A 26,264-nucleotide genomic window follows, 5' to 3' on the forward strand; every position below is an offset into this window, starting at 1 on the left:
TGGTGTTCCGGTCGAATGGGTTGGAGGAAGGTTATTCGGCGGCCTGGGCGGCCTGTTCCATCTTAGCGATGGCGTCGGCCATGGCGACCATCTGCTTGGCGCCCTCGACGTGCAGGTTTTCGATCAGCTTGCCGTCGACCAGCACCACGCCCTTGCCTTCCTTTTCGGCCTCGGCATGGGCCTCGATGATCCGCTTGGACCAGGCGATTTCGTCTTCCGAGGGCGAGAACGCCTCGTTGGCCATGGCGATGGTCTTGGGGTGGATCAGGGTCTTGCCGTCCATGCCCAGTTCGCGGCCCTGGCGGCAGGACGCCATGAAGCCCGCGTCGTCGGCCAGGTCCAGATGCACGCCGTCCAGAATCGCGATCTTGGCCGCGCGGGCGGCCAGCAGGCACAGGCCCAGAGAGGTGATGAAGGGAATGCGGTCCGGCGTGTGCTGGGCGCGCAGATCCTTGGCCAGGTCCGACGTGCCCATCACCAGGCATTGCAGGCGCGGACTGGAAAAGGCGATCTCCTCGGCGTGCAGCATGCCGAGCGGCGTTTCCATCATGGCCCAGATCGGCAGGTCGGCGGGCGCGCCGGCGGCGTCCAGGATGGCGATCGCCTGATCGACCATGGCCTTGCTTTCGACCTTGGGCAGCAGCACCGCATGGGCGCCCATCTTGGCGGCGGCCTTCAGGTCGTCCTCGCCCCACGGGCCGTCGAGCCCGTTGGTCCGCACGATCAGCTCGCGCGCCCCGTAGCCGCCTTCCTTGATGGCCGCCGTGATCTGGTCGCGGGCGGTCTGCTTGGCGTCGGGGGCGACGGCGTCCTCCATGTCCAGGATCAGGCCGTCGGCGGCCAGCGTGCGGCCCTTTTCCAGGGCGCGGGCGTTGGAGCCGGGCATGTACAGAACGGAACGACGGGGCCGAATGGTGAGGGCCATCTGAAAGCTCTCCTTGGGGCAATGAATTGGGTTGGAAATTCGGTGATTATATTGCGCCGCACACTAGCAACTGGACGGCGCTGGTGGCAAGCTTCGGCGCATGTCCGTCTTGTCCTTCCATTCGCGGGTTTCCCGCGGCTACGTGGGCAACAGCGCCGTCGTCCCGGCGCTGCAGGCCCTTGGCCGCGACGTCGTCCCGGTGGACACGGTGGTGCTGTCCAACCACCCGGGCCACCGTACGGTGACCGGCCGACGGGTGCCCGCCGAAGAGGTTCGGGCATTGGCCGACGCGGTCCTGGGGCTGTCCGGTGCCCCCGCCTTTCGTGCGGTGATGACGGGCTACATGGCCGGGATCGATACGGCCCGGGCGGCGCTCGGCGTCGTCGACCGGGTCAAGGCGGCGCGGGCCGGCGCGATCTATGTCTGCGATCCGATCCTCGGCGACCGGGACGAAGGCATTTACGTGGACGACGCCCTGCTGCCGTTCTTCCGGGGCGAGGCCCTGCCGCGCGCCGACCTGGCCCTGCCCAACGCGTTCGAGCTGGAACAGCTGACCGGCGACCGGGTGGTCGATGTCGGCACGGCGGTGGCCGCCGCCCATGCGCTGCGGGCGCGCGGTACGGGGGCGGTCGTCGTGACGTCCGTGCCCGACCATCCGGACCCGGACCTGGGCGGCCTGCTGATCGGCACCTTGGCCGTCGACGACGAAGGCGAATGGCTGATCGAGGCGCCGAAACTGACCCGTCGGGCGAAAGGGGCGGGTGACGTGTTCGCGGGTCTGATCATCGGGCATCTGCTCGCCGGCATGGCGTTGCGCGACGCGGCGGCGCGGGCCACGGCCTCGGTCCACGGCTTGCTCGAAGCCGCCGACGAGGACGACCTGGACCTGCCGGTGATCCGCCGCCGCGATCTGTTGACGCAACCGGAACGAACCTTCAAACCGCAAGCCGTGCGCTGACCCGAAATGGTCACAGAGGTGCTCTTGACAGGCCAGCGTCGGTTTAGTATTTAACCAATGCGTTAAATAAAGAAAGACCGATACGACATGACCGCGGACGCCCTCAGCGAGACCTTCCAGGCCCTGGCCGACCCGACCCGCCGGGCGATCCTGGCGCGGCTGGCGCGGGGCGAGGCCTCGGTGTCGGAACTCAGCGCGCCGTTCGACATGTCCCTGCCCGCGGTGTCCCGTCATCTGAAGGTGCTGGAGCGCGCCGGCCTGATCGAGCGCGGCCGCCAGGCGCAATGGCGGCCCTGCCGCCTGAACGGCGAGGGATTGAAGCCGGTCTTTGATTGGGTCGAGGAATACCGCCGCTTCTGGGAGCAGAGTTTCGATCGCCTGGAGGCCTATCTGGAAGAAATTCAAAGCAAGGATACAAGCAATGAACAGCACTAGCGCCGGGGCGAACCCGGTCTTCAAGACCAGCCACCGCGCCAGGGCGCCGCGCGACCTTGTGTGGCGTGTGTGGACCGAGGGCGAACACCTGGTGCGCTGGTGGGGCCCCACCGGCTGCACGGTGGGACAGTGCGATCTCGATTTCCGGGTCGACGGCACCTTCCACTATCAGCTGATGTTTCCCAACGGCATGGAGGTATGGGGCAAGTTCGTGTTCCGTGAGATCGCCGCGCCGGAACGCCTGGAGTTTCTCAACGGGTTTTCCAATCCGCAGGGCGAGTTCGCGGCGTCCCCGTTTCCCGGTGATTGGCCCCGCCAAATGCGGACCGTCATCACGTTCGAGGATCTGGGCGATGAGACGGAAATTTCCCTGACGTCCGAACCCTACAACGCGACGGAGGCCCAGCAGGCCACCTTCGCCGCCACCATGCCGTCCATGGTCGGCGGCTGGGCCGGCACCTTCGCCCGCCTGGACGATCACCTGAACAGCCAAGCCAACTGACCGATATCGACCCAAGGGAGGAATACCCCATGGATACCGCCGCCCAACCCGACCTGGACCAGCCGCAGACGACCCTGTTTCTGACCCGCACCTTCGCGGCACCCCGCGCCTTGTTGTTCAAGCTGTGGACCCAGCCGGAACACATCGTCAGATGGTGGGGCTGCGCCGAAACGGGCAGCGTCGATTTCACCAGCGACCTTCGGGTCGGCGGTGAATTCACCGCCGTCATGCAACTCGCCAACGGCCACACGCACCGCATCACCGGCGTCTATTGCAAGATCGAGGAACCGGCGCGCCTGGTCTTCACCTGGGCGTGGGAGAACACGGACGGGTTTCAGGGCGGCGAGACCCTGGTCACCGTCACGTTCGAGGAAAAGGACGGGCAGACCGAATTGACCCTGCGCCACGAATCCTTCGCCACCGAGGACGCCTGCGCCGCGCACGGCCAGGGTTGGGGTGCGAGCCTCGATCGCCTGGGCGAGATCATCGCGACCCTCTGAGCCATGGCGACCGTCCATTTCACCAGCCAGCTTGAACGCTTCCTGCCGGCGCCGACGGTGGAAGCCCCCGGCGCCACGTTGGGCGAGGTGCTGGCCGCGGTGTTCGAGCGGAACCCGCAACTGCGCGGCTACATCCTGGATGACCAGGGCGCGGTGCGCCGCCACGTCGCCGTGTTCGTCGGCGGGCGGCCGCTCCATGACCGCACCGATCTGGCCGTCCCGGTCGGTGAGAACGAGAAAATCCACGTGCTGCAGGCTCTGTCCGGCGGCTGACAGTCATAGGAAGAAGGCAAGCATGAGCGACAAGCTGTACATCTCGACCCGCAAGGGCCTGTTCGAACTCGACCGCCTGCGGCGCGGCTGGAAAATCGCGGGCGTCCATTTTCTCGGTGATCCCATTTCCGCCGTCCTGCATATCGACGGCCATACCCTGGCCGCCCCCGACCTCGGCCATTTCGGGCCCAAGCTGTGGCGCCAGGACAAGAAGGGCAAATGGGCGGAAATGACCATGCCCACCTTCCCGGAAAAGCCAAAGGGACGGAAGGACGATCCGCATCCCTGGACGCTGGGCCGCATCTGGAACTTCACGCCGGGTGGCAGGAAGGGACGGCTCTATGCCGGCACCATGCCGGGGGCGCTGTTCCGTTCCGACGACCTGGGCCAGACCTGGTCCCTGAACGAGGGCCTGTGGCTGCATCCCGACCGGGTGAAGTGGTTCGGCGTCGCGGGTGGTGAGATGCCGGGTATTTCCACCGCCATCGTCGACCCGAAGGACGCGAAGCACATCGTCGTCGGCGTGTCGACGGGCGGCGTCTGGGCGACCCATGACGAGGGCAAGACCTGGGCCGTCATCAACAAGGGCATGATCAACGAATACATGCCGCCGGACCAGCAGGGCGATTCCATCACCCAGGACATCCATCAACTGGCCCATTGCCCCGCAAGTTCCGTCATCTGGTGCCAGCACCACAGCGGCATCTTCCGGTCGGAAGATTTCGGTGAGAACTGGGTGCTGCTCGACAAGGCCAAGCCGTCGGGCTTCGGCTTCGCCGTCGCGGCCCATCCGACCGACCCCAAGACCGCCTGGTTCGTGCCGGCGGAAAAGGACGAGCGCCGTATCCCCGTGGGCGCGAAGGTCGTCGTCAGCCGCACCCGCGACGGCGGCAAGTCGTTCCAGGTTCTGTCAAAGGGCCTGCCCGGCAAGAACGCCTATGATCTGGTCTACCGCCACGGCCTCGCCGTCGACGAAACGGGCGAACGCCTGGCCTTCGGCTCGACCTCGGGCGGGCTGTGGATATCGGAGGACGCGGGCAATAGCTGGCAGGCGCTGGATGCGCGCCTACCGCCGATCGCGGCTGTGAAATTCGCCTGATCCCCGGGCCGCGTGGTTACCCGCTGTTGCGCAGGCCCGCCGAAATGCCGTTGATGGAGAGAAGCAGGCCGCGCAGTACTTTGGGGTCGTCGGTGCCGCCCCGATGGGCGCGCAGCAGGTCGACCTGCAGGTGGTTCAACGGGTCGATGTAGGGAAAGCGGTTTTCGATGGACCGGGCGAGAAGCGCATTGCCAGCGAGCAGGCGGTCGTTACCGGTGATCTCGAACAGCGCCGTGATGGTCGCGATGCGTTCCTCGCGGATGCGGTTAAAAATGGTATCGCGCAGGGTCTTGTCCGACAGCAGGTCCGCATAGCGCGAGGCAACCGCCATGTTCGACTTGGCTAGCACCATGTCCATGTTCGACAGCAATGTGGAAAAAAACGGCCAGTCGCGGTGCATTTGGCGCAAAAGGGCAAGGGCGTCGTCGCCCGCTTCGTCCCGCCAGGCCTGAACGGCCGATCCGAACCCGTACCATCCCGGCAGCATGATCCGGCATTGCGACCAACTGAACACCCAGGGGATGGCGCGCAGGTCGGTGATTTTCCCGGACGCCTTGCGCGCCGCCGGTCGCGATCCGATGTTCAGGGTCGAAATCTCGTCGATGACGGTCGCGGCGCGGAAGTATTCGTTGAACCCGGGCGTCTCGAACACCAGGTCGCGGTAGGCGCGGAAAGCCAGATCCGACAACTGGTCCATGGCGTCGGTGAACGCCTCGGACACCGGACCGTCGGACGGATGCAGCAGCGATGCCTCAAGGGTCGCCGCGACGTGAATTTCCAGATTGCGGCGGCCGACCTCCGGGTTGGTGTATTTGGACGAGATGATCTCGCCCTGTTCGGTCAGGCGGATCTGGCCGTCGACGGCGCCGGCCGGTTGCGCCAGGATAGCGTCGAAGCTGGGACCGCCGCCGCGCCCGACGGACCCGCCCCGGCCATGGAACAGGCGCAGCTTGACGCCGTGGCGCCGGCACAGATCAACCAGGCCCGTCTCGGCCTTGTACAACTCCCACCCCGAAGTGACGTAGCCGCCGTCCTTGTTGCTGTCGGAATAGCCCAGCATGATTTCCTGCAGCCCGTCGCGGCTATCGACCAGGCGGCGATAGGTGGGCGTTGACAGCAGGGCGTCCATGATTTCGACCGAACGGCGCAGATCGTCGATGGTTTCGAACAAAGGCACCAGGTTGAGGCTGCTCTGTCCCGTTTCGTCGATCAGCCCGGCTTCCTTCAACAGGACCGCCAGGCACAGAATGTCGGAGGCTTCCCGGGTGTTGGACACGATGGCGGTGCGGATGGCGTCTGCGCCGTACCTGTCCAATCCGTCGCGGGCCGTCCGCAGGACGGCCAGTTCCTTCGCCGTCGTTTCGGAATAGGCGTGGCGCGGGACGATCAGGGGGCGCCGGTTCAGCAGTTCGGCGCCCAGCAGGTCGCGCCGCGCCTGCTCGTCCATGTCCAGGTAGCCGGTGCCTGGTTCGGCCGCGTCCAGCAGTTCCGCCAGGGTTGCGTTGTGGACGTCCGACCCCTGCCGCAGGTCAAGGCGGGCAAGGTGGAATCCGAAACAGTCGACCGCCCGGCGCAGATGGCGCAGCCGGCCTTTCGTCAAGGCGAGGGAACCGTTCTGCGCCAGGGAGTCGTGAAGAATCCGAAGGTCGTCGCCCAACTCGCGGGCGTTGCCGTAGGGTGCGGCCTCGCCCAGCGGTGCGCGCGCCGGGGCGGTTCCGTTCAGGTTCTGTTGCGTTGCGGCCAGGCGGGCGTAAATGCGGCTAAGGGCGCGCCGGTAGGGCTCCGCATTGCGGTGCGGCGAGGTGTCCGGCGACCCGGCGGCAAAGTCCGCAAGGGCCGGCGACACGTCCACGATCAACGAGGACAAGGGAAGTTCTTGCCCGAGCTTGTGAACCTCCTGCAGGTAGAAGGTCAGCGCCTTCTCGCTGTGCCGGCGCAGGGTGCCCCGCAGCACCTCGGCATCGACGAAGGGATTGCCGTCCCGATCGCCGCCGATCCAACTACCGATCATCAGGAACGACGGCAGGGCCGTCGTATCCGTATCGGCGCCGGCCGCGGCCAGACGGTCCTCGACCTCCGCGAACAGGCGCGGCAGTTCGGTGAAGAAAGTGTGGTCGAAGTAGGTCAGGCCGTTGGTGACTTCGTCCATGACGTCCAGGCGCGTCTGGCGAAGCAGGTTGGTTTGCCACAGAACCAGAACGGCTCGGGCCAGACGGTCCTCGATCTCCTGGTGTTCATCGGGCATCAGGTCGGTGCGCTCGCGCCGTGCGATCAGGTCGGCGATGGCGATCTCGCGGTGCATCATGCTTTGCCGACGTACTTCGGTCGGGTGTGCCGTCAACACGGGGCTGATCTGGGCGCTGTTGAAGAAGGCTTGCACCGCCGCCGGGGAAAGGCCGGCGCCGAAGGCCCGGTCCAAAGCGTCGGCGATGGTTCCTCGCCGGGGCTTCGATCCGGCGATGGCGTGGTGGCGGGTGCGCCGCACGTGGTGGTGGTCCTCGGCGATGTTCGCCAGGTGGGAAAAATAACTGAAGGCGCGGATGACCTGGACCGCCAGTGCGGGGTCAAGGGCGCGGAGGATGTCCTCGAGCGCCTGCCGCGCCGACAGGTCGTCCTCGCGGTGGAACTGCACGGACATGCGGCGGATGGTTTCGATCAGTTCGAACACCCCGTCGCCTTGCTGCGCCTTCACGGTTTCTCCAAGCAGCCGGCCGAGCAGCCGGATGTCTTCGATCAGCGGCTGATCTTTCGCGATGTCCTCGGCTTCCGCCGTCAAGTCGATGCCTGCCGTCATGACCATCTCCGTGTCGCCGTTGGTGGATTGAGACCGATCAGAGGACGCCGCCCGGTCAAGGCGCGATCATAGCGGTTTTGAGTGAACCGGAAAGCGGCGACAAGATGCCCGTCGCCATTGCCGCTTAAGTGACCCGGAAGTGGCCCATCATCCCGGACTTCTGATGTTCCAGGATGTGGCAGTGGAGCATCCAGTCCCCCGGGTTGTCGGCGACGAAGGCGATCTCGACCTCGCCGTCCACGGTCAGCAGCACCGTGTCCTGCCAGGGCCGGTCCGGGTCCGGTTTGCCGTTGCGCGTCAGCACGCGGAAGGTATGGCCGTGCAGGTGGATGGGGTGGGCGAAGGCGGTGTCGTTGCGGATCGCCAGGATCACGCTTTCGCCCTTCTTGAAGGTGAACATGGGATGACTCGGCTCGCCGTACTTCATGGGCGGGTGGACGACCCCGTTGAAGGACCAGAACATGCCGTGGCCGCGCGCCAGTTCCCGGCCCGTCAATGTCTCGCCCTTGTAGATCGCGGTTTGCAGTCCGCCCATCGCGCCCCCTTCCATGACCAGTTCCAGGCGCGTCGCCGTGTCCAGGTCCGGTTCGGAAATCGGATTGTCGGCCCAGGCCTCGGGCGTTCCGCGCGCCGGGGCCGGGGTTGCCGGGACGGGGCCATAGGCCAGGTCGGCCAGGCGGTAGCGGATACCCTCGGGTGAATTGTCGATCACGGTGAAACGCTCGCCGGCCTTGCCCGTCATGTCGATGATCAGGTCGGCGCGGCCGCCCGGCGCGATGATCAACTGGCCTTCGTCGAATTGCCGGGGCGGCACGGGATGGCCGTCGATGGCGGCCAGCCAGGGCCGGTGGCCGGTGAAGATCAGGCGGAAGATGCGCGCATTGGCGACATTGACGATGCGCAGGCGGATGCGCTCGCCCGGCGTCACGGCCACGTCCTCGGCGATCTGGCCGTTGACGGTCACCGTATTGCCGAACCGTCCGCCGTGGATCATGTCGTGGAACGGCCGGTCGAACGACGCGATGGCGGCGTCCTTGGTCAGGCGCCAGTCGTCGATCACCCATAGCACGTCGCGGTCGACTTCGGGCGGCGCGGGCTCGTCGACGATCAGCGCCCCGGCCAGGCCCATGGCGACCTGTTCCGACGAATTGAAATGCGGGTGATACCAATAGGTCCCGGCGTCGAAGGCGTCGAATTCGTAGGTAAAGGACTTGCCGGGCGCGATCGGGTCCTGGGTCAGATAGGGGACGCCGTCCATGGCGTTGGCCAGGCGGATGCCGTGCCAATGGACCGTGGTCGGCTGTTCCAGCGCGTTTTCGACATGCACGCGCAGGCGCTCGCCCTGCATCGCGCGGATCACGGGGCCCGGGGTTCGCCCGTCATAGGCCCAGACCGCCGTCTCCGGGCCGTTCGGGCCGACCAGCCGCGCCGCCGCCGGCGCCGCCCGCAGGCGGAATTCGCGGATGTTGCCCTTGGCGCGGGCGAGCGGCGGCAGGGTGACGGAAACCAGGGCCGCGCCGGCGGCGGCGCCGATGCCGGCCAGCGCCCGGCGGCGCGTCACCGGCCGGCCGGTCATTTGGCTGCGGGGGCGGCGGGCCGCTCGCGCAGACCCGTTTCCTTTTGGGATTCGATCTGGCGGGCGGTCCAGGTGGTCTTGAAATAGGCGATCAGGGCCCAGATTTCCTGGTCCGTGAGGCGCCCGCCCTGGGCCTTGGCATAGGGGGTGTCGTGAATCTGCGTGGTCTTGCCCGCCTTGACCCGCTGGCCGGTGGCGATGGCGTCGAACAGATGGCGGTCGGACAGGTGCCAGGTGGTGCCGTCGGCGGACAGTGGGATGCCGGCCTGCTTGGGCGAGGCAACCTCCCACGACGGCTTGCCCTTCAGCTTGACCCCGTGGCAGGCCATGCAGTTCTGCTGATAGGTCAGCTGTCCCAGGTCCACCTGCTTGCGGTTCTGCGCGTCGGCCAGGCTGATTTCGGCCGGGCGCTGAGTGGCGATATAACCGATGATGGCGACGCAAAGGACGATCACGCCCAGGCCAACCCATTGGCCGATGCGGCTGTGTCGGGGGGCGGTCCCCTGCGTCGCCTGTGTCGTCATCGGGTCAGGCCGCCTTGCGCATGTAGGAGCGGATCAGCTCCTCGGCGATCTGCACCGTGTTCAACGCCGCTCCCTTGCGCAGGTTGTCGGAGACAACCCACATGGACAGGCCGTGTTCGACGGTCGGATCCTTGCGCAGGCGCGACACGTAGACGGCATCCTCGCCGGCGCATTCGATCGGCGTGACGTAGCCTTCATCCGCCTGGTGGTCGACGACCGACACGCCGGGCGCCTTGCGCAGGGCACGGCGCGCTTCTTCCACGCTGACCGGATATTCGAACTCGACGTTGACCGCTTCCGAATGGCCGATGAACACGGGCACGCGCACGCAGGTCGCGTGGACCTGGATGTCGGGATCGAGGATCTTCTTGGTTTCGACCACCATCTTCCATTCCTCCTTGGTCGATCCGTCGTCCATGAACACATCGATATGGGGGATGCAGTTGAAGGCAATCTGCTTGGTGAACTTTTCCTGGTACTTGTGGAACGGTTCGTTGGAATAGATGCCGCGCGTCTGGTTGAACAGTTCGTCCATGCCCGCCTTGCCGGCGCCAGACACGGACTGATAGGTCGACACCACCACCCGCTTGATCGGCTGCAGGTCGTGCAGCGGCTTCAGCGCCACGACCATCTGGATGGTCGAGCAGTTGGGATTGGCGATGATGTTGCGCTTGGCATAGCCGGCGAGGGCGCCCGGATTGACTTCCGGCACCACCAGCGGCACGTCCGGGTCCATGCGGAAGTGGCTGGTGTTGTCGACGACCACGGCGCCGGCGGCGGCGGCGATCGGTGAATACTTGGCCGAAACCTTGGCGCCCGGGCTGGACAGCACGATGTCGGTGCCCTTGAAATCGTAGGTTTCGAGATTCTGCACCTTGAGGACCTCGTCCTCGCCATAGGAAATCTCGCGGCCGACCGACCGTGCGGAGGCCAGCGCCACGACCTCGTCGGCGGGGAATTCCCGTTCGGCCATGATTTGCAGAACTTCACGGCCCACGTTGCCCGTGGCGCCGACGACGGCAACTTTGTAACCCATGATCTTAAATCTCCTTACGTCCCTGGGGCCCTTGGATCAGACATCCCGGGCGGGACGATGCGCGTATCATAACGCAAACGGCCCGCGGGGTGTATCCGCGGGCCGTTTGCAAATATCGCACAAGCAATCGGTCCCGCGTCACCTCGTGGTGGCGGTTTTAATCTTCCCTTTAATGGTGGGAAGCGGGGCCAGGGTTGCGTCATGCATGTTCATGGCGGCTGACATACTCCCAAGGGGTCCGCGACGCAAGAAAAAACCGGGAATATCCCGCTAATCCGTGTGTCCGCCCTGGGGCGTGAAGGCGGTCGGCAGGTCCATGCGCACGGTGGTGCCTTCGCCCGGGACGCTCATGATCGACACGTCGCCGCGCAGCATTTCAACCAGGCGCTTGACGATCGACAGGCCCAGGCCCGTGCCCTTTTCCTTGCGCACATAGCTGTTGCCCGTGCCGTCATAGGGGTTGAACACGGTCTCGATCATCTCCGGCGGCATGCCGATGCCCGTATCGGCGACCGTCAGGGTGAACCGCTCGTGCCCGGACATCTCGGCGGTGACGGTGATGCGCCCGCCGTCGGGCGTCGCCTTGACCGCGTTGGACAGCAGGTTCAGCAGCACCTGGCGCAGGAAGGTCTCGTCCAACTGGACATTGGGAAAATCGTCTGGCACCAGGTTTTCGATGGTCAGGCGCTGGGCCCCGTCCGTGCGCTGAATCAGGTCGATGCAGGTCGCGGCGCAGGCGTGCAGGTTCATGGTGACCAGGCGGAATTCGGTCTTGCCCGCCTCGATCCGCGACAGGTCGAGAAGATCGTTGATGATGTTCAGCAGCAGCTCGGCACTGCTTTGGATGTCTCCGGCATATTCCCGGTAGCGCGCGGTGTCGTCGAACTTGGTGTGAACCATCATTTCGGCGAAGCCCATGATCGCGTTCAGCGGCGTGCGCAGTTCGTGGCTCATGTTGGCGAGGAAGTCCGATTTTACCGCGTTGGCGTTCTCGGCCTGGGCCTTGGCCTCGCGCAGCTCCTCGGCGGCGCGGGCGCGCTCCGTCACGTCGTTGAAGATGGAGACCACGCCGCCGTCGGGCAGCAACCCCCGGTGGACGTCGAATGTCCGCCCGCCCGCCCGGTGGATGACTTCGTTCGGGGCGGGGGGGCCGTTCTCCCAGATTTCCCGGTAGCGGGCGCGGGCCAGTTCTTCCGGGTCGCCCTCGCCAAGATTGCCGAGGCGGGCGGAGCTGATCAGGGTTTCAAGGGTGTGCATGCCCTCGTGGGCGTCTTTCGCGTCAAGGCCGGCCAATTCCAGGAACTTGTCGTTCCAGGCGATGATTCGATGGTCCCCGTCCATCACGCAAGCCGGCTGATCCAGGGTTTCGAACAGGGTTTTCAGGATCGCGGATTTGTTGGCCAGTTCCTGTTCGATGACCGTTTGCTGGTCGATGTTGCGCGACGTGGCGATCTGAATGCCGTCGTCCCGCCAGAACCGCTTGCGGGTTCGGAACATGCGGGGCAGGACGGCGATTTCCTCGGGCGCGCCGCGGTCGCGGTTGTTGCGGATCGTACGCAGCCGCTTGGCCGCAAGGTCCTTCGGGTCGCCGTCGCCGTAGTAGCCGCGCCGCGCCAATTGCTCCAGCACTTCGGACTGGGGCATGCCGATGCGCAAGGTCAAGGGAGGATCGCCGGCAATCTCGGTAAAGGCCTTGTTCCAGGCGACGAGCCTGTCGTCCGCGTCATAGACGCGGATCGACGTGTCGATGCTGTCGACAATGGCTTGCCAGTCCAGTCCGGCGTCGCTAAGCGCGCCACGGCCATCCGGCGGAGCTTCCATGCCTTCTGAATCCCGCATGCTCAACCCTTCGGCTGCGGCGCGCCCAGGGGTGGGGCGCGCCGGTGCCGAATTCTCATAAGGGTGTAACCTAGGCGGCGACGTATTGTGAAGCTGTGACGTAGGACACTATTCCGGCGGCAGCCGTCAGGCGGCCAGCTTGTCCAGTTCCTTGGTCACGCTGTCGCCCATCTGGGTGGTCGAGATCCTGGTCATCCCGGCTTCCAGGATGTCGGCGGTACGCAGGCCTGCGTCGAGCACGTTCTTGCAGGCCTGTTCGATCAGGTCCGCATCCTCGCCCATGTCGAAGGAATACTTCAGGCACATGGCGAAGGACTGAATCATGGCCAACGGATTGGCGATGCCCTGGCCGGCGATGTCGGGGGCGGAGCCGTGCACGGGTTCGTACAGGGCCTTGCGCCGTCCGTCACTGTCGGCCGCACCCAACGAGGCCGACGGCAGCATGCCGAGCGATCCCGTCAACATGGCGGCGCAATCGGACAGGATGTCGCCGAACAGGTTGTCGGTGACGATCACGTCGAACTGCTTGGGCTGGCGGACCAGCTGCATGGCGCAGTTGTCGGCGTACATGTGGTGCAGTTCGATGTCCGGGAAGTCGGCGCCGACTTCGGTGGCGATGGCGCGCCACAGCACGCCGGTTTCCATCACGTTGGCCTTTTCCACGGAATGCAGCTTGCCCGACCGCTTGCCCGCCAGCTCGAAGGCAAGGCGGCAGACGCGTTCGATCTCGGCTTCGGAATAGACCTGGGTATCGACCGCCTTGCGGCTGCCGTCGGCCAGGGTTTCGATGCCGCGCGGCTTGCCGAAGTAGACGCCGCCGGTCAGTTCGCGGACGATCAGCATGTCCAGGCCCGATACCAGATCTTCCTTCAGGCTGGACGCCTTGGCCATGGCCGGAAGGACCGTGGCCGGGCGCAGGTTGGCGTAAAGGTCCATTTCCTTGCGCAGGGTCAGCAGGCCCATTTCCGGGCGCAGGTCGCGCGCCACGTTGTCCCACTTGGGGCCGCCGACCGCACCCAGCAGCACGGCGTCCACGCCCATGGCGTCGGCCAGGGTGTTGTCGCCCAGCGGTTGACCGTATTTGTCGATGGCGGCGCCGCCGACCACGTCCTCCGTCACGTCGAACGAGACGTGGCGGCGCTTGTCCATCCAATCGATGATGGTCTGGACCTGTTTCATCACTTCGGGGCCGATGCCGTCGCCGGGCAGCATCAGCAGTTTTTTGTTGGCAGCCATGGGCTGGTTTCCTCGTCTTTGATTTTGTCGTGTGGCTTAGCTGACGGTCGCGGCACCCGCGATCCAGGGCTGTGCGGCCTCGCGGGTTTCCTCGAAGCTGTCGATCTTCTTCACCTTCTGTTCGGTCAGGCCGATGTCGTCCAGGCCGTTGATCAGGCAATGCTTCCTGAAGGGGTCGATGTCGAACGAGATCTGGCCGCCGTCGGGCCCGGAGATGGTCTGGTTCTCAAGGTCGATGGTCAGGGTCGCGTTGGCCCCCCGGTCGGCGTCGTCCATCAGCTTATCCAGGTTCTCCTTGGATACCTTGATCAGCAGCATGCCGTTCTTGAAGCTGTTGTTGTAGAAGATGTCGGCGAAGGATGTGGAGATCACGCATTTGATGCCGAAATCCTTGAGCGCCCAGGGGGCATGCTCGCGCGACGAGCCGCAGCCGAAGTTGTCGCCGGCGACGATGATTTCCGCGTTCCGGTAGGCCGGCTTGTTGAGCACGAAATCCGGGTTCTCGTTGCCGTCGGCGTCATAGCGCATTTCGTGGAACAGGTGCTTGCCCAGGCCCTCGCGCTTGATGGTCTTCAGGAACTGCTTGGGAATGACCATGTCGGTGTCGATGTTGATCATGTCCATGGGTGCCGCGACACCCGTCAGCTTGGTGAACTTTTCCATTTGAACGATTCCTTCTGCGAACGGGGGTCAGAGCTTGCGCACGTCGGCCAGATGGCCGGTGACGGCGGCGGCTGCGGCCATCGCGGGGCTGACCAGATGGGTGCGCGCGCCGGCGCCCTGGCGGCCCTTGAAGTTGCGGTTCGACGTGGAGGCGCAACGCATGCCCGCGGGCACCCTGTCCTCGTTCATGGCCAGACACATGGAACAGCCCGGTTCACGCCATTCGAAGCCGGCTTCCAGAAGGATCTTGTCCAGGCCTTCCTGTTCCGCCTGTTCCTTGACCAGGCCCGATCCGGGAACGATCAGGGCCGTCACATGGTCGGCGACCTTGCGGCCCTTGGCGACCTCGGCGACGGCGCGGATGTCCTCGATCCGCCCGTTGGTGCAGGACCCCACGAACATGTAGTCGATCTTGATGTCTTCCATGCGCGTGCCCGGTTCCAGGCCCATGTAGTTGAGCGCCATCTTGACCGATTCCTGCTTGTCCGGATTGGCGAAGTCGCCGGGGCCGGGAACGACGGCGGAAATCGGCACGACGTCTTCCGGGCTGGTCCCCCAGGTGACCTGCGGTTCGATATGGGACGCATCCATCGTCACTTCTTTCTGATAGGTCGCGCCCTCATCCGACGGCAGCGTCTTCCAATAGGCGACGGCGGCTTCCCAATTGGCGCCCTTGGGCGACATGGGACGGCCCTTCAGATATTCGAAGGTGGTTTCATCCGGCGCGATCAGGCCGGCGCGCGCACCGCCCTCGATGGTCATGTTGGACACGGTCATGCGGCCTTCCATGGACAGGTCGCGGATCGCCTTGCCGGCGTATTCGATGACGTGGCCGGTGCCGCCGGCGGTGCCGATCTTGCCGATGATCGCCAGGATCAGATCCTTGGCGGTGCAGCCGAAGGGCAGGTCGCCGTCGACCGTGATGCGCATGTTCTTCAACGGCGATTGCAGCAGGGTCTGGGTCGCCATCACGTGTTCGACCTCGGACGTGCCGATGCCGAAGGCGAGCGCGCCGAAGGCGCCGTGGGTCGCCGTGTGGCTGTCGCCGCAGACGATCGTGGTGCCGGGCAGGGTGAAGCCCTGTTCCGGGCCGATCACGTGCACGATGCCTTGGCGGACATCACCCATGTCGAACAAAGGCACGCCGAATTCCGCGCAGTTCTTGGTCAGCATTTCCAGCTGTAGCGCCGATTCCGGATTGTCGATGGTTTCGCCCCGCTTGGTCGGGACGTTGTGATCGGCGACGGCGAGCGTCAGATCCGGGCGGCGGACCTTGCGGCCGGCGTTACGCAGACCTTCGAAAGCCTGGGGGCTGGTGACCTCGTGGGTCAGGTGCCGGTCGATGTACAGCAGGCAGGTGCCGTCTTCCTGTATTTCGACCAGATGGCTGTCCCAGATCTTCTCGAACAGCGTTTTCGGTTGTGCCATGGGTGTTTATCCTCCGACGTGTGCACGAACGCCGGCCCCCGACGGCGCTGCGGTTCCTTAGGTCATCTATATATGGCGCGCCGGCCCGGCCGCAACAAACCGGGTCCCGCGTGCCAACCTTGGAAAAATCCCTTGGGGGTATCCCCCGGGGACCTATTCCTCGGCCTGGGCTTCCTGATCGGCGGACTTTTTCTTGCCGCCTTTTTTAGTCGACGCTTCGTCGCGGTTGGCCTTGGCTTCGCGCGCGGCCTTCTTTTCTTCCTGCGACACCTTGCCCGAGAACCCGTCGGTCTTTTCCGCGATACGCGCGGCCTTGCCGGTCAGGCCCCTGAGATAGTACAGCTTGGCCCGGCGGACGTCACCACGGCGCACGACCTCGACCGAGTCGACGTTCGGGGAATACACCGGGAACACGCGTTCCACGCCTTCGCCGTAGCTCAGCTTGCGCACGGTGAACGCCGAGTTGACGCCGGCGTTCTTGCGCGCGATGCACACGCCTTCGAAGGCCTGCAAACGGGTCCGTTCGCCTTCGACGACGCGGACGTTGACGCGGATCGTGTCGCCCGGGGCGAACTTCGGCATTTCCTTGTCGCCGGTCAGGCGGGCAATCTGTTCCTGATCCAGTTGTTCAATCATGTTCATGGTTCAAACCTTTCCTTACAAACGCTCTGCCGTCGCCGGCAATTCCTAGGTCCGCTCGTGCGCCGCCCAAAGATCGGGCCGCCGGTCGCGGGTGATTTCCTCCGCCTGGCGCTGGCGCCAGGCTGCTATTTTTTCGTGGTGCCCGGAGACCAGAACCTCCGGCACCTTGCGGCCCTGCCATTCCTGGGGCCGCGTGTAGTGGGGATACTCCAGCAATCCCCGCTCGAAACTCTCTTCCTCCAGCGATGCGTCCTTGCCCATCACGCCCGGCAACAGACGAAGGCAGGCATCCAACACCACCAGGGCCGCCGGCTCGCCCCCCGACAGGACGAAATCGCCGAGCGATATCTCTTCCGCGTCCTGGGCTTCCAGCACCCGCTGGTCGACGCCCTCGAACCGACCGCACAGCAGGATCACCCCAGGTCCCGCCGCCAATTCCGCCACCCGTTTCTGGCCCAACGGCCGGCCCCGGGGGGTCAGATAGACGAACGGCAGATCCGCGGCACCTTCCCGGGCGCTCCGGACGGCGCCGTCGACCACGTCGGGCCGCATCACCATGCCGGGGCCGCCGCCAAAGGGGGCATCGTCCACGGAGCGGTGTTTATCGCTTGCAAAGTCGCGAATGTCCACCGTTTCCAGGGCCCAGATGCCCTTTTCAAGCGCCGTTCCGGCAAGCGAGCAGCCAAGCGGTCCCGGGAACATTTCCGGGAAGATCGTCAGTACCTTGGCCGTCCAACCGCTCATTACGCGTCCTGCCCGCTTTCGTCCGGTCCGTTGTCGTCCAGCAGCCCGTCCGGCGGATCGACCACCAGCCGGCCGCCGTCAAGATCCACCACCGGCACGACGGCCCGGGTGAAGGGCACCATGACCGTCCCGAAATCCCCGCCCGCGATCTCCAGCACGTCGCCGGCGCCGAAATCGAACACCTGGCGGACCGTGCCCAGATTGCCCTGGGGAGCCTCGACCGCCAGCCCGATCAGGTCCGAATAATAGTATTCGTCCTCGTCGGGGGGCGGCAGCCGGTCGCGGTCCACGAAAAGACGCAGGCCCTTCAGCTTGTCCGCCGCCGTGCGGTCGCCGACACCTTCGGCACGGGCGATCAGAACGTCCTTGGTCTGGCCGGTCACGCGAAGGTCGATCCGGCGGCTGCCGGTTTCGTCCTCCAGCGGGCCATAGGCGGTGAGGTCTTCCGGAACCTGGGCGAAACTCTTGACCTTGAGGTCGCCCTTCAGGCCCCTGGCCCCGACGATGACGCCGAGACAGACCCGTTCCGGGGATTTCCCTTCGCCGCCCGTCATGGCCTGACCACCCTGACGCTCGTGACGCGCTTCGCCGGCTACTCCTTCGTCTCCTCTGCCTGTTCCGCCGGGGCTTCTTCAGCCGGCGCTTCGGCCGCTGCTTCTTCCGCCGGGGCTTCCACCGCTGCTTCTTCCGCCGGGGCTTCCGCTTCGGCCGGGGCCGCCGCGGCTGCCGCCGCCGCTTCTTCGGCCGCCTTCAACTTGTCTTCGCGTTCCTTCATGCGCTCGACCGTCTTGGCCTTGGGCGCCGCGCGCTTGGTCTGGTTTTCCGGGGCCGGACGGGCGTCGGTCAGGCCGGCGGCACCGAGGAAGCGGTGCACGCGGTCGGTCGGCTGGGCGCCGACGCCGAGCCAATGCTTGATGCGCTCTTCGTTCAGCTTCACCCGGTCGGGGCTGTCCTTGGGCAGCATGGGGTTGTAGGACCCCACGCGCTCGATGAACTTGCCGTCGCGGGCGCGGCGGCTGTCGGCGATGACGATCTGGTAGTAGGGGCGCTTCTTGGCGCCGCCCCGGGCGAGCCTGATTTTCACTGACATGTTCTATTCAATCCTTGTCTGGTCTGATGTCTCAAAATGGGTGAATGTTCGGGTTGTCTTGATTGCGAATTAACGGGGCATGCCGGGGGGCATCATGCCGGGCGGCATGCCGCCCATGAGGCCCTTGAGGCCACCCTTCTTGCCGACTTTCTTCATCATGTCGGCCATCTGGCGATGCTGTTTCAGAAGCCGGTTGACCTCGGGCACCGAAGTGCCGGAGCCGGCGGCGATGCGTTTGCGGCGCGAACCGTTGATTTCCTTGGGATTGCGCCGTTCCTTCGGCGTCATGGACAGGATGATGGCTTCCTGGCGGGCGATCATCTTGTCGTCCACGTTATGCTGGTCGAAGGCGTTCTTGACCTTGGCGGCACCCGGCAGCATGCCCAGGATGCCGTCGAGAGAGCCCATCTTGCGCAGCTGTTTGAACTGCTCGCCCATGTCTTCCAGGGTGAACTGACCCTTCAGCATCTTCTTGGCGAGCTTTTCCGCGTCTTCCTGCTCGACCACCTGGGCGGCCTTTTCGACCAGGCCGACCACGTCGCCCATGCCGAGGATCGAGCCCGCGACCCGGTTGGCGTCGAAGCCGTCGATGGCGTCGACGCCTTCGCCGGTGCCCATCAGCTTGATCGGCTTGCCGGTGACCTGGCGCATGGACAGGGCGGCGCCGCCGCGGCCGTCGCCGTCGACGCGGGTCAGCACGATGCCGGTGATGCCGACCCGGTCGTTGAATTCCTTGGCCAGATTGACCGCGTCCTGGCCGGTCATGGCGTCGGCGACCAGCAGAACCTCGGACGGCCCGGCGGCCATGCGCACGTTGATGACCTCGGTCATCATTTCCTGGTCGAGCGCCAGACGCCCGGCGGTGTCCAGGATGACCACGTCATAACCTTCGCGGCGGCCTGTTTCCATGGCCCGGTTGGCGATGGCGACCGGCAGTTCGCCCAGCACCGGGGTCATCACGGGCACGCCCGTCTGTTCGCCCAGGACCTGCAACTGCTGCTGGGCGGCCGGGCGGTAGACGTCGAGCGACGCCATCAGCACGCGTTTCTTTTCCCGCTCGGCCAGACGTTTGGCGATCTTGGCGCTGGTCGTCGTCTTGCCCGACCCTTGCAGGCCGACCATCAGGATCGCCTGCGGCGGGTTGCCGTGGATGGCCAGGCCGGCATCTTCTGGGTTGGCGGGGCTCAGCATACCGACCAGGGCATCGTGGACGATCTTGACCACCATCTGGCCCGGCGTGACGGAGCGCAGGACGTTCTGGCCGACGGCCTGTTCCTTGACGCCGTCGATGAAGTCCTTGACCACGGGCAGGGCGACGTCGGCCTCAAGCAAGGCGACGCGGATTTCGCGCAGCGCCGCCTCGACGTCGGCCTCCTTCAAGGCGCCGCGCCGCTTCAGGCCGTCGAAAATGCCGGACAGGCGTTCGCTTAGAGACTCGAACATATGCGCCTGATTACCCTCTTCGGTCCAAACTCAAAAACCCACATCAAATGCCCAACGGCAAACGCGCCAGTGCGCGAAACTCGCGGACTGGCGTCGCCCCTCGGGACGGAATGATCCGTGCACCCAGTGGAATGTCGGCGCGCAATCTATGGACCGCGGCCCCGGAAGTCAACCGCCGGCTGGCCCTGCCGCATATTTGAAAGGCTTGCGAATGCGGCGGCCCATGCTATAGGAATAAAAATACTACGGTCTATACAACCTAAAGTTTCAACCTGATTGGATACAGCGCGAATTTCTGGGCGGCAGATGGCGACGGACGGTACGGACGACGGGAAACTGGCTTCACATATCGGCGCGCGGCTACAGGCGCTTCGCGAACGGGGCGGCATTTCCCGCGCCGTCACGGCCAGGGCGCTCGGTCTTTCCGTGCAGGCCTATACCAACCGGGAAATCGGTTTGACCGAGGTCAAGGCGAGCGAAATCCTGATTTTGTCGGGGTTGTTCGGCTGCGATCCCGCCGATCTGTTCGACGGCGCGGATCGGATATGGCCCGGGCCGGACATCGGCGGCGGCGGCGCGGCGGCGGTCTTCGCGGGCGAGGCCGAGGACTTCCTACGCCAGCTTGCGCGCATCCGCGACCCAGGGTTGCGCCGCAGCGTCACCGAGGCGATCCGCGCCCTGGCGCGGGCGGCGGAGGAAGCTACCTGACGTCTTGACCCTTGAACCTGTCGGGAGGACAAACGCAATCATGGACCTGACCACGGTACAACGCCGCATCGCGGCCACGGGCCTTGCCTTGCGGGGCGGGTTCCACCCGGCGGCGGAAGACGCCGTGCCGGGCGCGCCCGGGACCCTGATCCTGGTCGGGGACCAGGGCGGGCGCCTGTGGCCCCATTTCACGGCCAATCGCCGGGACGAGACCGATCCCCTGGACGCCTGGACGGAACGGGTCCTGGCCCCGGCGGCGGCGGACCTGGACGCTCGCGTGGTCTATCCCTTCGGCGGCCCGCCCCATCATCCGTTCCAGCAATGGGCCATGCGCGCGGAGGGATTGCGGCCGTCGCCCATCGGTCCGCTCGCTCATCCCGAATTCGGCCTGTGGCACAGCTACCGGGGGGCGCTGCTGTTCGCCGGGGTGATCGACCTGGGCCCGCCGCCGGCGACCGCCCATCCCTGCGACGGCTGTGTCGACCGGCCGTGCCTGTCGGCCTGCCCCGTGAACGCCTTCGGGGAAAATGGCTTCGACCTTCCGGCCTGCCTGGGCCATCTGCGCGCGGCCCCGGGCGCGGACTGCATGACCGGCGGCTGCCTGGCGCGGCGCGCCTGTCCGGTCGGCGCCGTGCATGCCTACGGCCCCGAACATCAGGCGTTCCTTGCCCGTTCGTTCCTCGCGGCCTTCGGGTCCTGACGGCAAATCCCATGGACTTCCGCGCCCTGCGGGCCTATGTAGCCATCCATGGAACAGGTGCCCTTTATAAAGATGCACGGTCTGGGCAACGACTTCGTGGTGCTGGACGCCCGCGAAACGCCGCTGCCCCTGACCGCCCATCAGGCCGCGGCCATCGCCGACCGCCGGCGCGGGGTCGGCTGCGACCAGCTCATCGTGCTGGAACGGCCGCGCTCGGACATCGCCGACGTGTTCGTGCGCTTCCACAATTCCGATGGTGGGGAATCGCTGGCCTGCGGCAACGGTACCCGTTGTATCGCCGCCATGTTGATGGATGAAAAGTCGTCCGACCACCTGATCGTCGAAACGGGTGCGGGGCTGCTGGACGCGGAAAAGGGCAAGGACGGCCTGGTTACCGTGGACATGGGCACGGCGCGCCTGGACTGGCGGGAAATCCCCCTGTCCGAGGCCGTCGATACCCTGCATGTCGATGCCGGCGCCGGGCCGCTTCAGGACGCGGTCTGTGTTTCCATGGGCAATCCCCATGCGGTCTATTTCGTCGATGATGCGGATGCCGTGCCGATCGAGGTGTTCGGCCCCGTCATCGAACAGCACAAGATGTTTCCCCAATTCACCAACGTCGAGGCGGCTTCGGTGCGCGCCGACGGTTCCATCCGCATGCGGGTGTGGGAACGGGGGGCGGGCGTGACCCAGGCCTGCGGCACGGGGGCCTGCGCGACCCTGGTCGCCGCCGTGCGCCGGGGATTGATCACCGGGCGCAAGGCCGACGTGATCGTCGATGGCGGCACCCTGACCATCGAATGGCTGCCCGACGACCATGTGCTGCTGACGGGACCCGTGGCGACCAGCTTCACCGGGACCCTCGACCCCCGGCTGCTGAACGGCGCCGCGACCGGCGCGTGATGCCATGAGCGGCTCGGAAGTCATCACCCTGGGTTGCCGCCTGAACGCCTTCGAAAGCGAAGTCATGCGCGCCAACGCGGCCCGCGCGGGATTGGCCGACACCATCATCGTCAATACCTGCGCCGTCACGGCCGAGGCCGAACGCCAGGCCCGTCAGGCGATCCGCCGCGCGCGCCGCGACCGCCCGGGGGCCAAGGTCATCGTGACGGGCTGCGCGGCCCAGCTCGACCCCGCCAAGTACGCGGCGATGCCCGAGGTCGACCGCGTCATGGGCAACGAGGAAAAGCTCGACCCCGCCGCCTATGCAGCGCTCGGCAATCCAGACGGTCCGGACATCCAGGTCGCCGACATCATGACCGTGCGCGAGACGGCGGCCCATCTGATCGATGGCTTCGACGGCCGCGCCCGCGCCTTCGTCCAGGTGCAGCAGGGCTGCGACCATCGCTGCACCTTCTGCATCATTCCCTTCGCGCGGGGCAACAACCGCTCCCTCGCCATGGGTGCCATCGCCGATCAGGTGCGGGCCCTGGTCGCCCGCGGCTACCGCGAGGTCGTGTTGACCGGCGTCGACATCTGTTCCTACGGCACGGATCTGCCGGGCAATCCGACCCTGGGCCATCTGGTGCGGCGGTTGCTCAAGGCGGTGCCGGAGCTTGACCGCCTGCGCCTGTCGTCGCTCGACCCCGCCGCCATGGACGACGAATTGTTCCGCGCGCTGGCCGAGGAAGACCGCCTGATGCCGCATCTGCATCTGTCGCTCCAGGCCATGGACGACATGGTCCTGAAGCGCATGAAGCGCCGTCACAGCCGTGCCGACGCCTACAAGGTTGCCGAGCGTGCCCGGGCACTCCGCCCCGATCTGGTCCTGGGCGCCGACCTGATCGCCGGTTTCCCGACCGAAACCCAGGCCATGCACGACAATACGCTCGCCGCCGCGCGTGATCTCGACCTCGTGCATCTGCACGTCTTTCCCTATTCGGAACGGGACGGCACCCCGGCGGCCAGGATGCCGACCGTGGACGTGCCCGAACGCAAGGCCCGCGCGGCGGACCTGCGAGGCCAAGGCGAGGCCAATCTTGCCCGGTTCCTGGACGCCAGCGTCGGACAGACCGTCCCCGTGCTGATCGAACGCGAAGCCATGGGCTACAGCCCCCACTACGCGCCCGTGCATCTGGATGCGCCTGTGCCCGAAGGCACGGTCGTCGCCACGCGCATCACCGGCGTGCGGCCCGGCGGCCTGACGGGCACCCCTGCCTGATGGCGGAGGAACGCCAGGGCTGGCTCTCCCGTCTGCGGTCGGGCCTGTCGAAATCCGCCGACCGGGTCGGCGGCGCCATCACCGACGTCTTCACCAAACGCAAGCTGGACCAGGCCGCCCTCGACGAGCTCGAGGAGATTCTCATCCGGGGTGATCTGGGCGTGGCCACGGCGGCGCGCCTGACCACGGCGCTCGCCAAGGGGCGGTTCGACAAGGAAGTGACCGACGGCGAAGTGCGCGAAGCCCTGGCCGACGAGATCGCGGTCCTGCTGGCCCCCGTTGCCCAACCCCTTGCTATTGACGGCGGGCCCAAGCCCTTCGTGCTTCTGGTCTGCGGCGTCAACGGCTCGGGCAAGACGACGACCATCGGCAAGCTGGCGGCCCAGTTCAAGGCCCAGGGCAAATCGGTTCTCCTGGCCGCCGGCGACACTTTCCGCGCCGCCGCCATCGAACAGCTTCAGGTCTGGGGTGAGCGCACGGGCTGTCCCGTCGTCGCCCGCGCCCAGGGGGCGGACCCGGCAGGCTTGGCGTTCGATGCCGTCCGTGACGCCCGCGAACAGGGCCACGACATCGTCATCATCGATACCGCCGGGCGGTTGCAGAACAAGAAGGACCTGATGGCGGAATTGGAAAAGGTCGTCCGCGTCATCAAGAAACAGGACGAAACGGCCCCCCATGCCTGCCTGTTGGTGATGGACGCGACCATCGGCCAGAACGCCCATGCCCAGGTCGAGGCCTTCAAGGACGCGGTCGAGGTGACGGGCCTGGTGATGACCAAGCTCGACGGCTCGGCCAAGGGCGGCGTGGTCGTGGCGCTGGCGGAAAAATTCGGCCTGCCGGTTCATGCCGTGGGCGTGGGCGAGGGCATCGACGATCTGAAACCGTTCGAGGCGCGGGCCTTCGCCCGCTCGCTCATGGGGCTGGACGGCTGATGACGGCCGCCCGTTACGACGCGGTCCTCTGCGACCTGCTGACGGGCCTGCTGAATTCCTGGGACCTGTGGGATGATGCCGCCGGCGGGACGGAGCCGGGCCGCCGCTGGCGCATGGCCTATCTGCGGGTGACCTTCGCCCAGCCCGGACCCTATGTGTCCTACGAGGACTTGGTGCGCGAGGCCGCGCGCCAGGAGAATATTTCGCAAGATGCCGTACAGGCCTTGTTCGACGGCTATGGTGAGTTGCGGCCCTGGCCAGGGGTGGCCGAGGTTTTGACGGCGGCGCAGACCCGAGGAATTCCCGTCGGCGTCGTTACAAATTGTTCCGTGGCGTTGGGCCGGAAGGCCGTGGCGGGTGTCGGCGTCGATTTCGACGCGGTCACCATTGCCGAGACCTCGGGCTGGTACAAACCTAATCCCAATGCTTATGCGGCAGGCTTGGCTGCGCTCGGCGCCACGGCGGAACGGACCTTGTACGTCGCGGGATCGCCCTTCGACATCGGGGGCGCTCATAACGCCGGGATGGACGTGTTCTGGCACAACCAGGCGGGGATGGCTCCCGGTGACGGGGGTGCCCCCGTGGTCGCGGATTCCCGGACCATCGAACCGCTGTTGGGATTTCTCGATTAACCCAGATCAGGCGCGCGATCGTGCCAGTCCGTGGCCTGCTGATAGGCGTGGCCGAGACGGTAGAGCAGCCCTTCGTCGAAGGGCCGGCCCATCAATTGGAACGAACAGGGCAGACCGTCCGGGGTGAAGCCGCAAGGCACGTTGAGGCCGGGAAGACCTAAGAAATTCCCGGGCCGGGTGTTGTGGCCGATCTTCAAAAGATAATCGGCGAAACCCGGATTGGCGGACATGTTGCTTTCGGCCAGGGTCGGCACGGGCATGGTCATCAGGGGCGTGTGCAGGACATCGACCTTGCCGAACACCTGATCGCAGAATTCGCGGACCAATTGCTTGCGCAGGGTCAGCACGCGAAGATAGACGCTCGCCGGGGTGAACAGGCCGATGGCCAGGCGGGCCCGGGTCTGCGGGCCGTAATCGGCCGCCCGTTCGGCCATCCAGCGCGAATGCACGGCGGCGCCCTCGGTCGCCGTGATCAGGTTGGTCAGGCGGTTCATGACGGCGACGGCATCCGGAATCTTCACGGGCACGATTTCGCAACCCAGGTTCTCGAACTGCTTCAGGCTGGCCTCGACCAGGGTCCGCACCTCGGGGGCGACGTCTTCGTAGAAGAAGCTGTCCGGCAGGCCGACCTTGAGCCCCCGCACGTCCTTCTCCAGTTCACCCAGATAGTCGCCGACGGGCGTTTGCGCCGTCACCGGGTCGTTGGCGTCATGCCCGGCGATGGCCTGCATCATCAGGACGTTGTCGCGCACGGTGCGGGTCAGCGGTCCGACCGTATCCAGGGAATAAGCCAGCGGCATGGCGCCATGGCGGCTGACCCGGCCGTAGGTCGGCTTCATGCCGACCAGCCCGCAACAGGCGGCGGGCAGGCGGATCGAGCCGCCGGTGTCCGAGCCCAGCGCGCCGAAACACATGCGCGACGCCACGGCGACGCCGGACCCGGAGGACGATCCCCCCGTCATGTGGTCCGTGTTCCACGGATTGCGGGGCGTGCCGGCGACGTCGTTATGGCCCGTGACCCCAAACGCGAACTCGACCATGTTGAGGCGCGCGATGTCGAGCGCCCCCGCGGCGTCGAGCCGTTCCAGCGCCGTCGCCGTGTGATCCGGCACGAAATCGGCCCGAATTTTCGAGCCGCAGGCGGTGACCCGGCCCCGGCGGTAATACATGTCCTTGTGTGCCAGCGGCACGCCGTGCAGCGGGCCCAGGTTTTCACCCTTGGCAAGGACCCGGTCGGCGGCGTCGGCCTGAGCCAGGGCGTCCGCCTCGTCCAGCCCGGCGAGGGCGTTGACCTTGGGGTTCAGCGCGGTCATGCGCGCCAGGCAGGCCTCGGTCATCTCGCGGGACGAGAGATCGCCCGCCGCCAGGGCGGCGGCGGCCTCGGCCAGGGTCATGAAGGCGGGATCGGCGGCGGTCTTGGTCAC

Annotated in this window: 26 protein-coding genes and 1 pseudogene; 12 read left to right on the forward strand and 15 right to left on the reverse strand. The window is 66.1% G+C overall.

Annotated elements, in window-relative coordinates; all coding sequences use genetic code 11:
• Positions 1 to 31: 31 nt before the first annotated feature.
• Positions 32 to 925 (reverse strand): CoA ester lyase, encoded by an 894-nt coding sequence (locus tag RJ527_10000; protein WND74379.1) that lies wholly within the window; start codon positions 923 to 925, stop codon positions 32 to 34.
• A 100-nt stretch (positions 926 to 1,025) separates the two neighbouring features.
• Between RJ527_10000 and pdxY the strand changes: the two genes are divergently transcribed.
• From pdxY to RJ527_10030, 6 genes are all read left to right on the forward strand, one after another.
• A complete protein-coding gene (gene pdxY, locus RJ527_10005) occupies positions 1,026 to 1,883 on the forward strand; it encodes a pyridoxal kinase (GenBank protein ID WND74380.1) in 858 nt (285 codons plus the stop codon).
• An 87-nt stretch (positions 1,884 to 1,970) separates the two neighbouring features.
• Positions 1,971 to 2,318 (forward strand): metalloregulator ArsR/SmtB family transcription factor, encoded by a 348-nt coding sequence (locus RJ527_10010; protein WND74381.1) that lies wholly within the window; start codon positions 1,971 to 1,973, stop codon positions 2,316 to 2,318.
• Complete coding sequence (locus tag RJ527_10015; GenBank protein ID WND74382.1) at positions 2,305 to 2,820, forward strand: SRPBCC domain-containing protein; 516 nt, start codon at positions 2,305 to 2,307, stop codon at positions 2,818 to 2,820. The genes RJ527_10010 and RJ527_10015 overlap by 14 nt, the downstream gene beginning before the upstream one ends.
• Before the next feature lie 29 nt (positions 2,821 to 2,849).
• Positions 2,850 to 3,320, forward strand: a complete 471-nt coding sequence (locus RJ527_10020) for an SRPBCC domain-containing protein (protein ID WND74383.1) — start codon at positions 2,850 to 2,852, stop codon at positions 3,318 to 3,320.
• Positions 3,321 to 3,323: 3 nt separating this feature from the next.
• On the forward strand, positions 3,324 to 3,593 hold the full coding sequence (locus RJ527_10025) for a MoaD/ThiS family protein (GenBank protein ID WND74384.1): 270 nt from the start codon (positions 3,324 to 3,326) through the stop codon (positions 3,591 to 3,593).
• 22 nt (positions 3,594 to 3,615) lie between these two features.
• Positions 3,616 to 4,692, forward strand: coding sequence for a hypothetical protein (locus tag RJ527_10030; GenBank protein ID WND74385.1), 1,077 nt, complete (start codon positions 3,616 to 3,618; stop codon positions 4,690 to 4,692).
• Positions 4,693 to 4,708: 16 nt separating this feature from the next.
• On the opposite strand, the gene ppc is transcribed toward RJ527_10030, so the two are convergent.
• From ppc to ffh, 13 genes and pseudogenes are all read right to left on the reverse strand, one after another.
• On the reverse strand, positions 4,709 to 7,486 hold the full coding sequence (gene ppc / locus RJ527_10035) for a phosphoenolpyruvate carboxylase (GenBank protein ID WND74386.1): 2,778 nt from the start codon (positions 7,484 to 7,486) through the stop codon (positions 4,709 to 4,711).
• 124 nt (positions 7,487 to 7,610) lie between these two features.
• Positions 7,611 to 9,062 carry a multicopper oxidase family protein gene (locus RJ527_10040; protein ID WND74387.1) on the reverse strand — a complete coding sequence of 484 codons (1,452 nt, stop codon included), beginning with the start codon at positions 9,060 to 9,062 and terminating at the stop codon, positions 7,611 to 7,613.
• On the reverse strand, positions 9,059 to 9,586 hold the full coding sequence (locus RJ527_10045) for a cytochrome c (GenBank protein WND74388.1): 528 nt from the start codon (positions 9,584 to 9,586) through the stop codon (positions 9,059 to 9,061). Before RJ527_10045 ends, RJ527_10040 begins: the two co-directional genes overlap by 4 nt.
• A gap of 4 nt (positions 9,587 to 9,590) precedes the next feature.
• Positions 9,591 to 10,622: an aspartate-semialdehyde dehydrogenase gene (locus tag RJ527_10050; GenBank protein WND74389.1), complete on the reverse strand. Its 1,032-nt coding sequence runs from the start codon at positions 10,620 to 10,622 to the stop codon at positions 9,591 to 9,593.
• Between the two features lie 270 nt (positions 10,623 to 10,892).
• Positions 10,893 to 12,461, reverse strand: coding sequence for a PAS-domain containing protein (locus RJ527_10055; GenBank protein ID WND74390.1), 1,569 nt, complete (start codon positions 12,459 to 12,461; stop codon positions 10,893 to 10,895).
• 126 nt (positions 12,462 to 12,587) lie between these two features.
• The gene (gene leuB / locus RJ527_10060; GenBank protein WND74391.1) at positions 12,588 to 13,697 is read right to left on the reverse strand and encodes a 3-isopropylmalate dehydrogenase; all 1,110 of its coding nucleotides are present in this window, start codon (positions 13,695 to 13,697) and stop codon (positions 12,588 to 12,590) included.
• A gap of 36 nt (positions 13,698 to 13,733) precedes the next feature.
• A complete protein-coding gene (leuD, locus tag RJ527_10065; GenBank protein WND74392.1) occupies positions 13,734 to 14,360 on the reverse strand; it encodes a 3-isopropylmalate dehydratase small subunit in 627 nt (208 codons plus the stop codon).
• 27 nt (positions 14,361 to 14,387) lie between these two features.
• Positions 14,388 to 15,788 (reverse strand): 3-isopropylmalate dehydratase large subunit, encoded by a 1,401-nt coding sequence (gene leuC, locus RJ527_10070; protein WND74393.1) that lies wholly within the window; start codon positions 15,786 to 15,788, stop codon positions 14,388 to 14,390.
• 153 nt (positions 15,789 to 15,941) lie between these two features.
• Positions 15,942 to 16,430 carry a 50S ribosomal protein L19 gene (gene rplS, locus RJ527_10075; protein ID WND74394.1) on the reverse strand — a complete coding sequence of 163 codons (489 nt, stop codon included), beginning with the start codon at positions 16,428 to 16,430 and terminating at the stop codon, positions 15,942 to 15,944.
• A 45-nt stretch (positions 16,431 to 16,475) separates the two neighbouring features.
• Positions 16,476 to 17,174 carry a tRNA (guanosine(37)-N1)-methyltransferase TrmD gene (trmD, locus tag RJ527_10080; GenBank protein WND74395.1) on the reverse strand — a complete coding sequence of 233 codons (699 nt, stop codon included), beginning with the start codon at positions 17,172 to 17,174 and terminating at the stop codon, positions 16,476 to 16,478.
• Positions 17,174 to 17,728, reverse strand: coding sequence for a ribosome maturation factor RimM (gene rimM / locus RJ527_10085; protein WND74396.1), 555 nt, complete (start codon positions 17,726 to 17,728; stop codon positions 17,174 to 17,176). Before rimM ends, trmD begins: the two co-directional genes overlap by 1 nt.
• Positions 17,729 to 17,895: 167 nt before the next feature.
• Positions 17,896 to 18,264: pseudogene (rpsP, locus tag RJ527_10090) on the reverse strand (30S ribosomal protein S16).
• A 69-nt stretch (positions 18,265 to 18,333) separates the two neighbouring features.
• On the reverse strand, positions 18,334 to 19,707 hold the full coding sequence (ffh, locus tag RJ527_10095) for a signal recognition particle protein (GenBank protein WND74397.1): 1,374 nt from the start codon (positions 19,705 to 19,707) through the stop codon (positions 18,334 to 18,336).
• Positions 19,708 to 20,013: 306 nt separating this feature from the next.
• Here ffh and RJ527_10100 point away from each other — a divergent pair, with 306 nt between their 5' ends.
• Genes RJ527_10100 through RJ527_10125 form a run of 6 tightly spaced genes read left to right on the forward strand, consistent with a single transcriptional unit; the run spans position 20,014 to position 24,840 of the window.
• The gene (locus tag RJ527_10100; protein WND74398.1) at positions 20,014 to 20,415 is read left to right on the forward strand and encodes a helix-turn-helix transcriptional regulator; all 402 of its coding nucleotides are present in this window, start codon (positions 20,014 to 20,016) and stop codon (positions 20,413 to 20,415) included.
• A 40-nt stretch (positions 20,416 to 20,455) separates the two neighbouring features.
• On the forward strand, positions 20,456 to 21,115 hold the full coding sequence (locus RJ527_10105; protein WND74399.1) for a ferredoxin: 660 nt from the start codon (positions 20,456 to 20,458) through the stop codon (positions 21,113 to 21,115).
• A gap of 48 nt (positions 21,116 to 21,163) precedes the next feature.
• Positions 21,164 to 22,018 carry a diaminopimelate epimerase gene (gene dapF / locus RJ527_10110; protein WND74400.1) on the forward strand — a complete coding sequence of 285 codons (855 nt, stop codon included), beginning with the start codon at positions 21,164 to 21,166 and terminating at the stop codon, positions 22,016 to 22,018.
• A gap of 4 nt (positions 22,019 to 22,022) precedes the next feature.
• Positions 22,023 to 23,276 carry a tRNA (N(6)-L-threonylcarbamoyladenosine(37)-C(2))-methylthiotransferase MtaB gene (mtaB, locus tag RJ527_10115; GenBank protein ID WND74401.1) on the forward strand — a complete coding sequence of 418 codons (1,254 nt, stop codon included), beginning with the start codon at positions 22,023 to 22,025 and terminating at the stop codon, positions 23,274 to 23,276.
• Complete coding sequence (gene ftsY / locus RJ527_10120) at positions 23,276 to 24,208, forward strand: signal recognition particle-docking protein FtsY (GenBank protein WND74402.1); 933 nt, start codon at positions 23,276 to 23,278, stop codon at positions 24,206 to 24,208. Before mtaB ends, ftsY begins: the two co-directional genes overlap by 1 nt.
• A complete protein-coding gene (locus RJ527_10125; protein ID WND74403.1) occupies positions 24,208 to 24,840 on the forward strand; it encodes an HAD-IA family hydrolase in 633 nt (210 codons plus the stop codon). Before ftsY ends, RJ527_10125 begins: the two co-directional genes overlap by 1 nt.
• Here the strand turns inward: RJ527_10125 and RJ527_10130 are convergent.
• Positions 24,837 to 26,264: an amidase gene (locus RJ527_10130; protein ID WND74404.1), complete on the reverse strand. Its 1,428-nt coding sequence runs from the start codon at positions 26,262 to 26,264 to the stop codon at positions 24,837 to 24,839. The genes RJ527_10125 and RJ527_10130 overlap by 4 nt on opposite strands.

The organism is Thalassospiraceae bacterium LMO-SO8 (genome assembly GCA_031655335.1).
GTDB lineage: Bacteria > Pseudomonadota > Alphaproteobacteria > Rhodospirillales > Casp-alpha2 > UBA1479.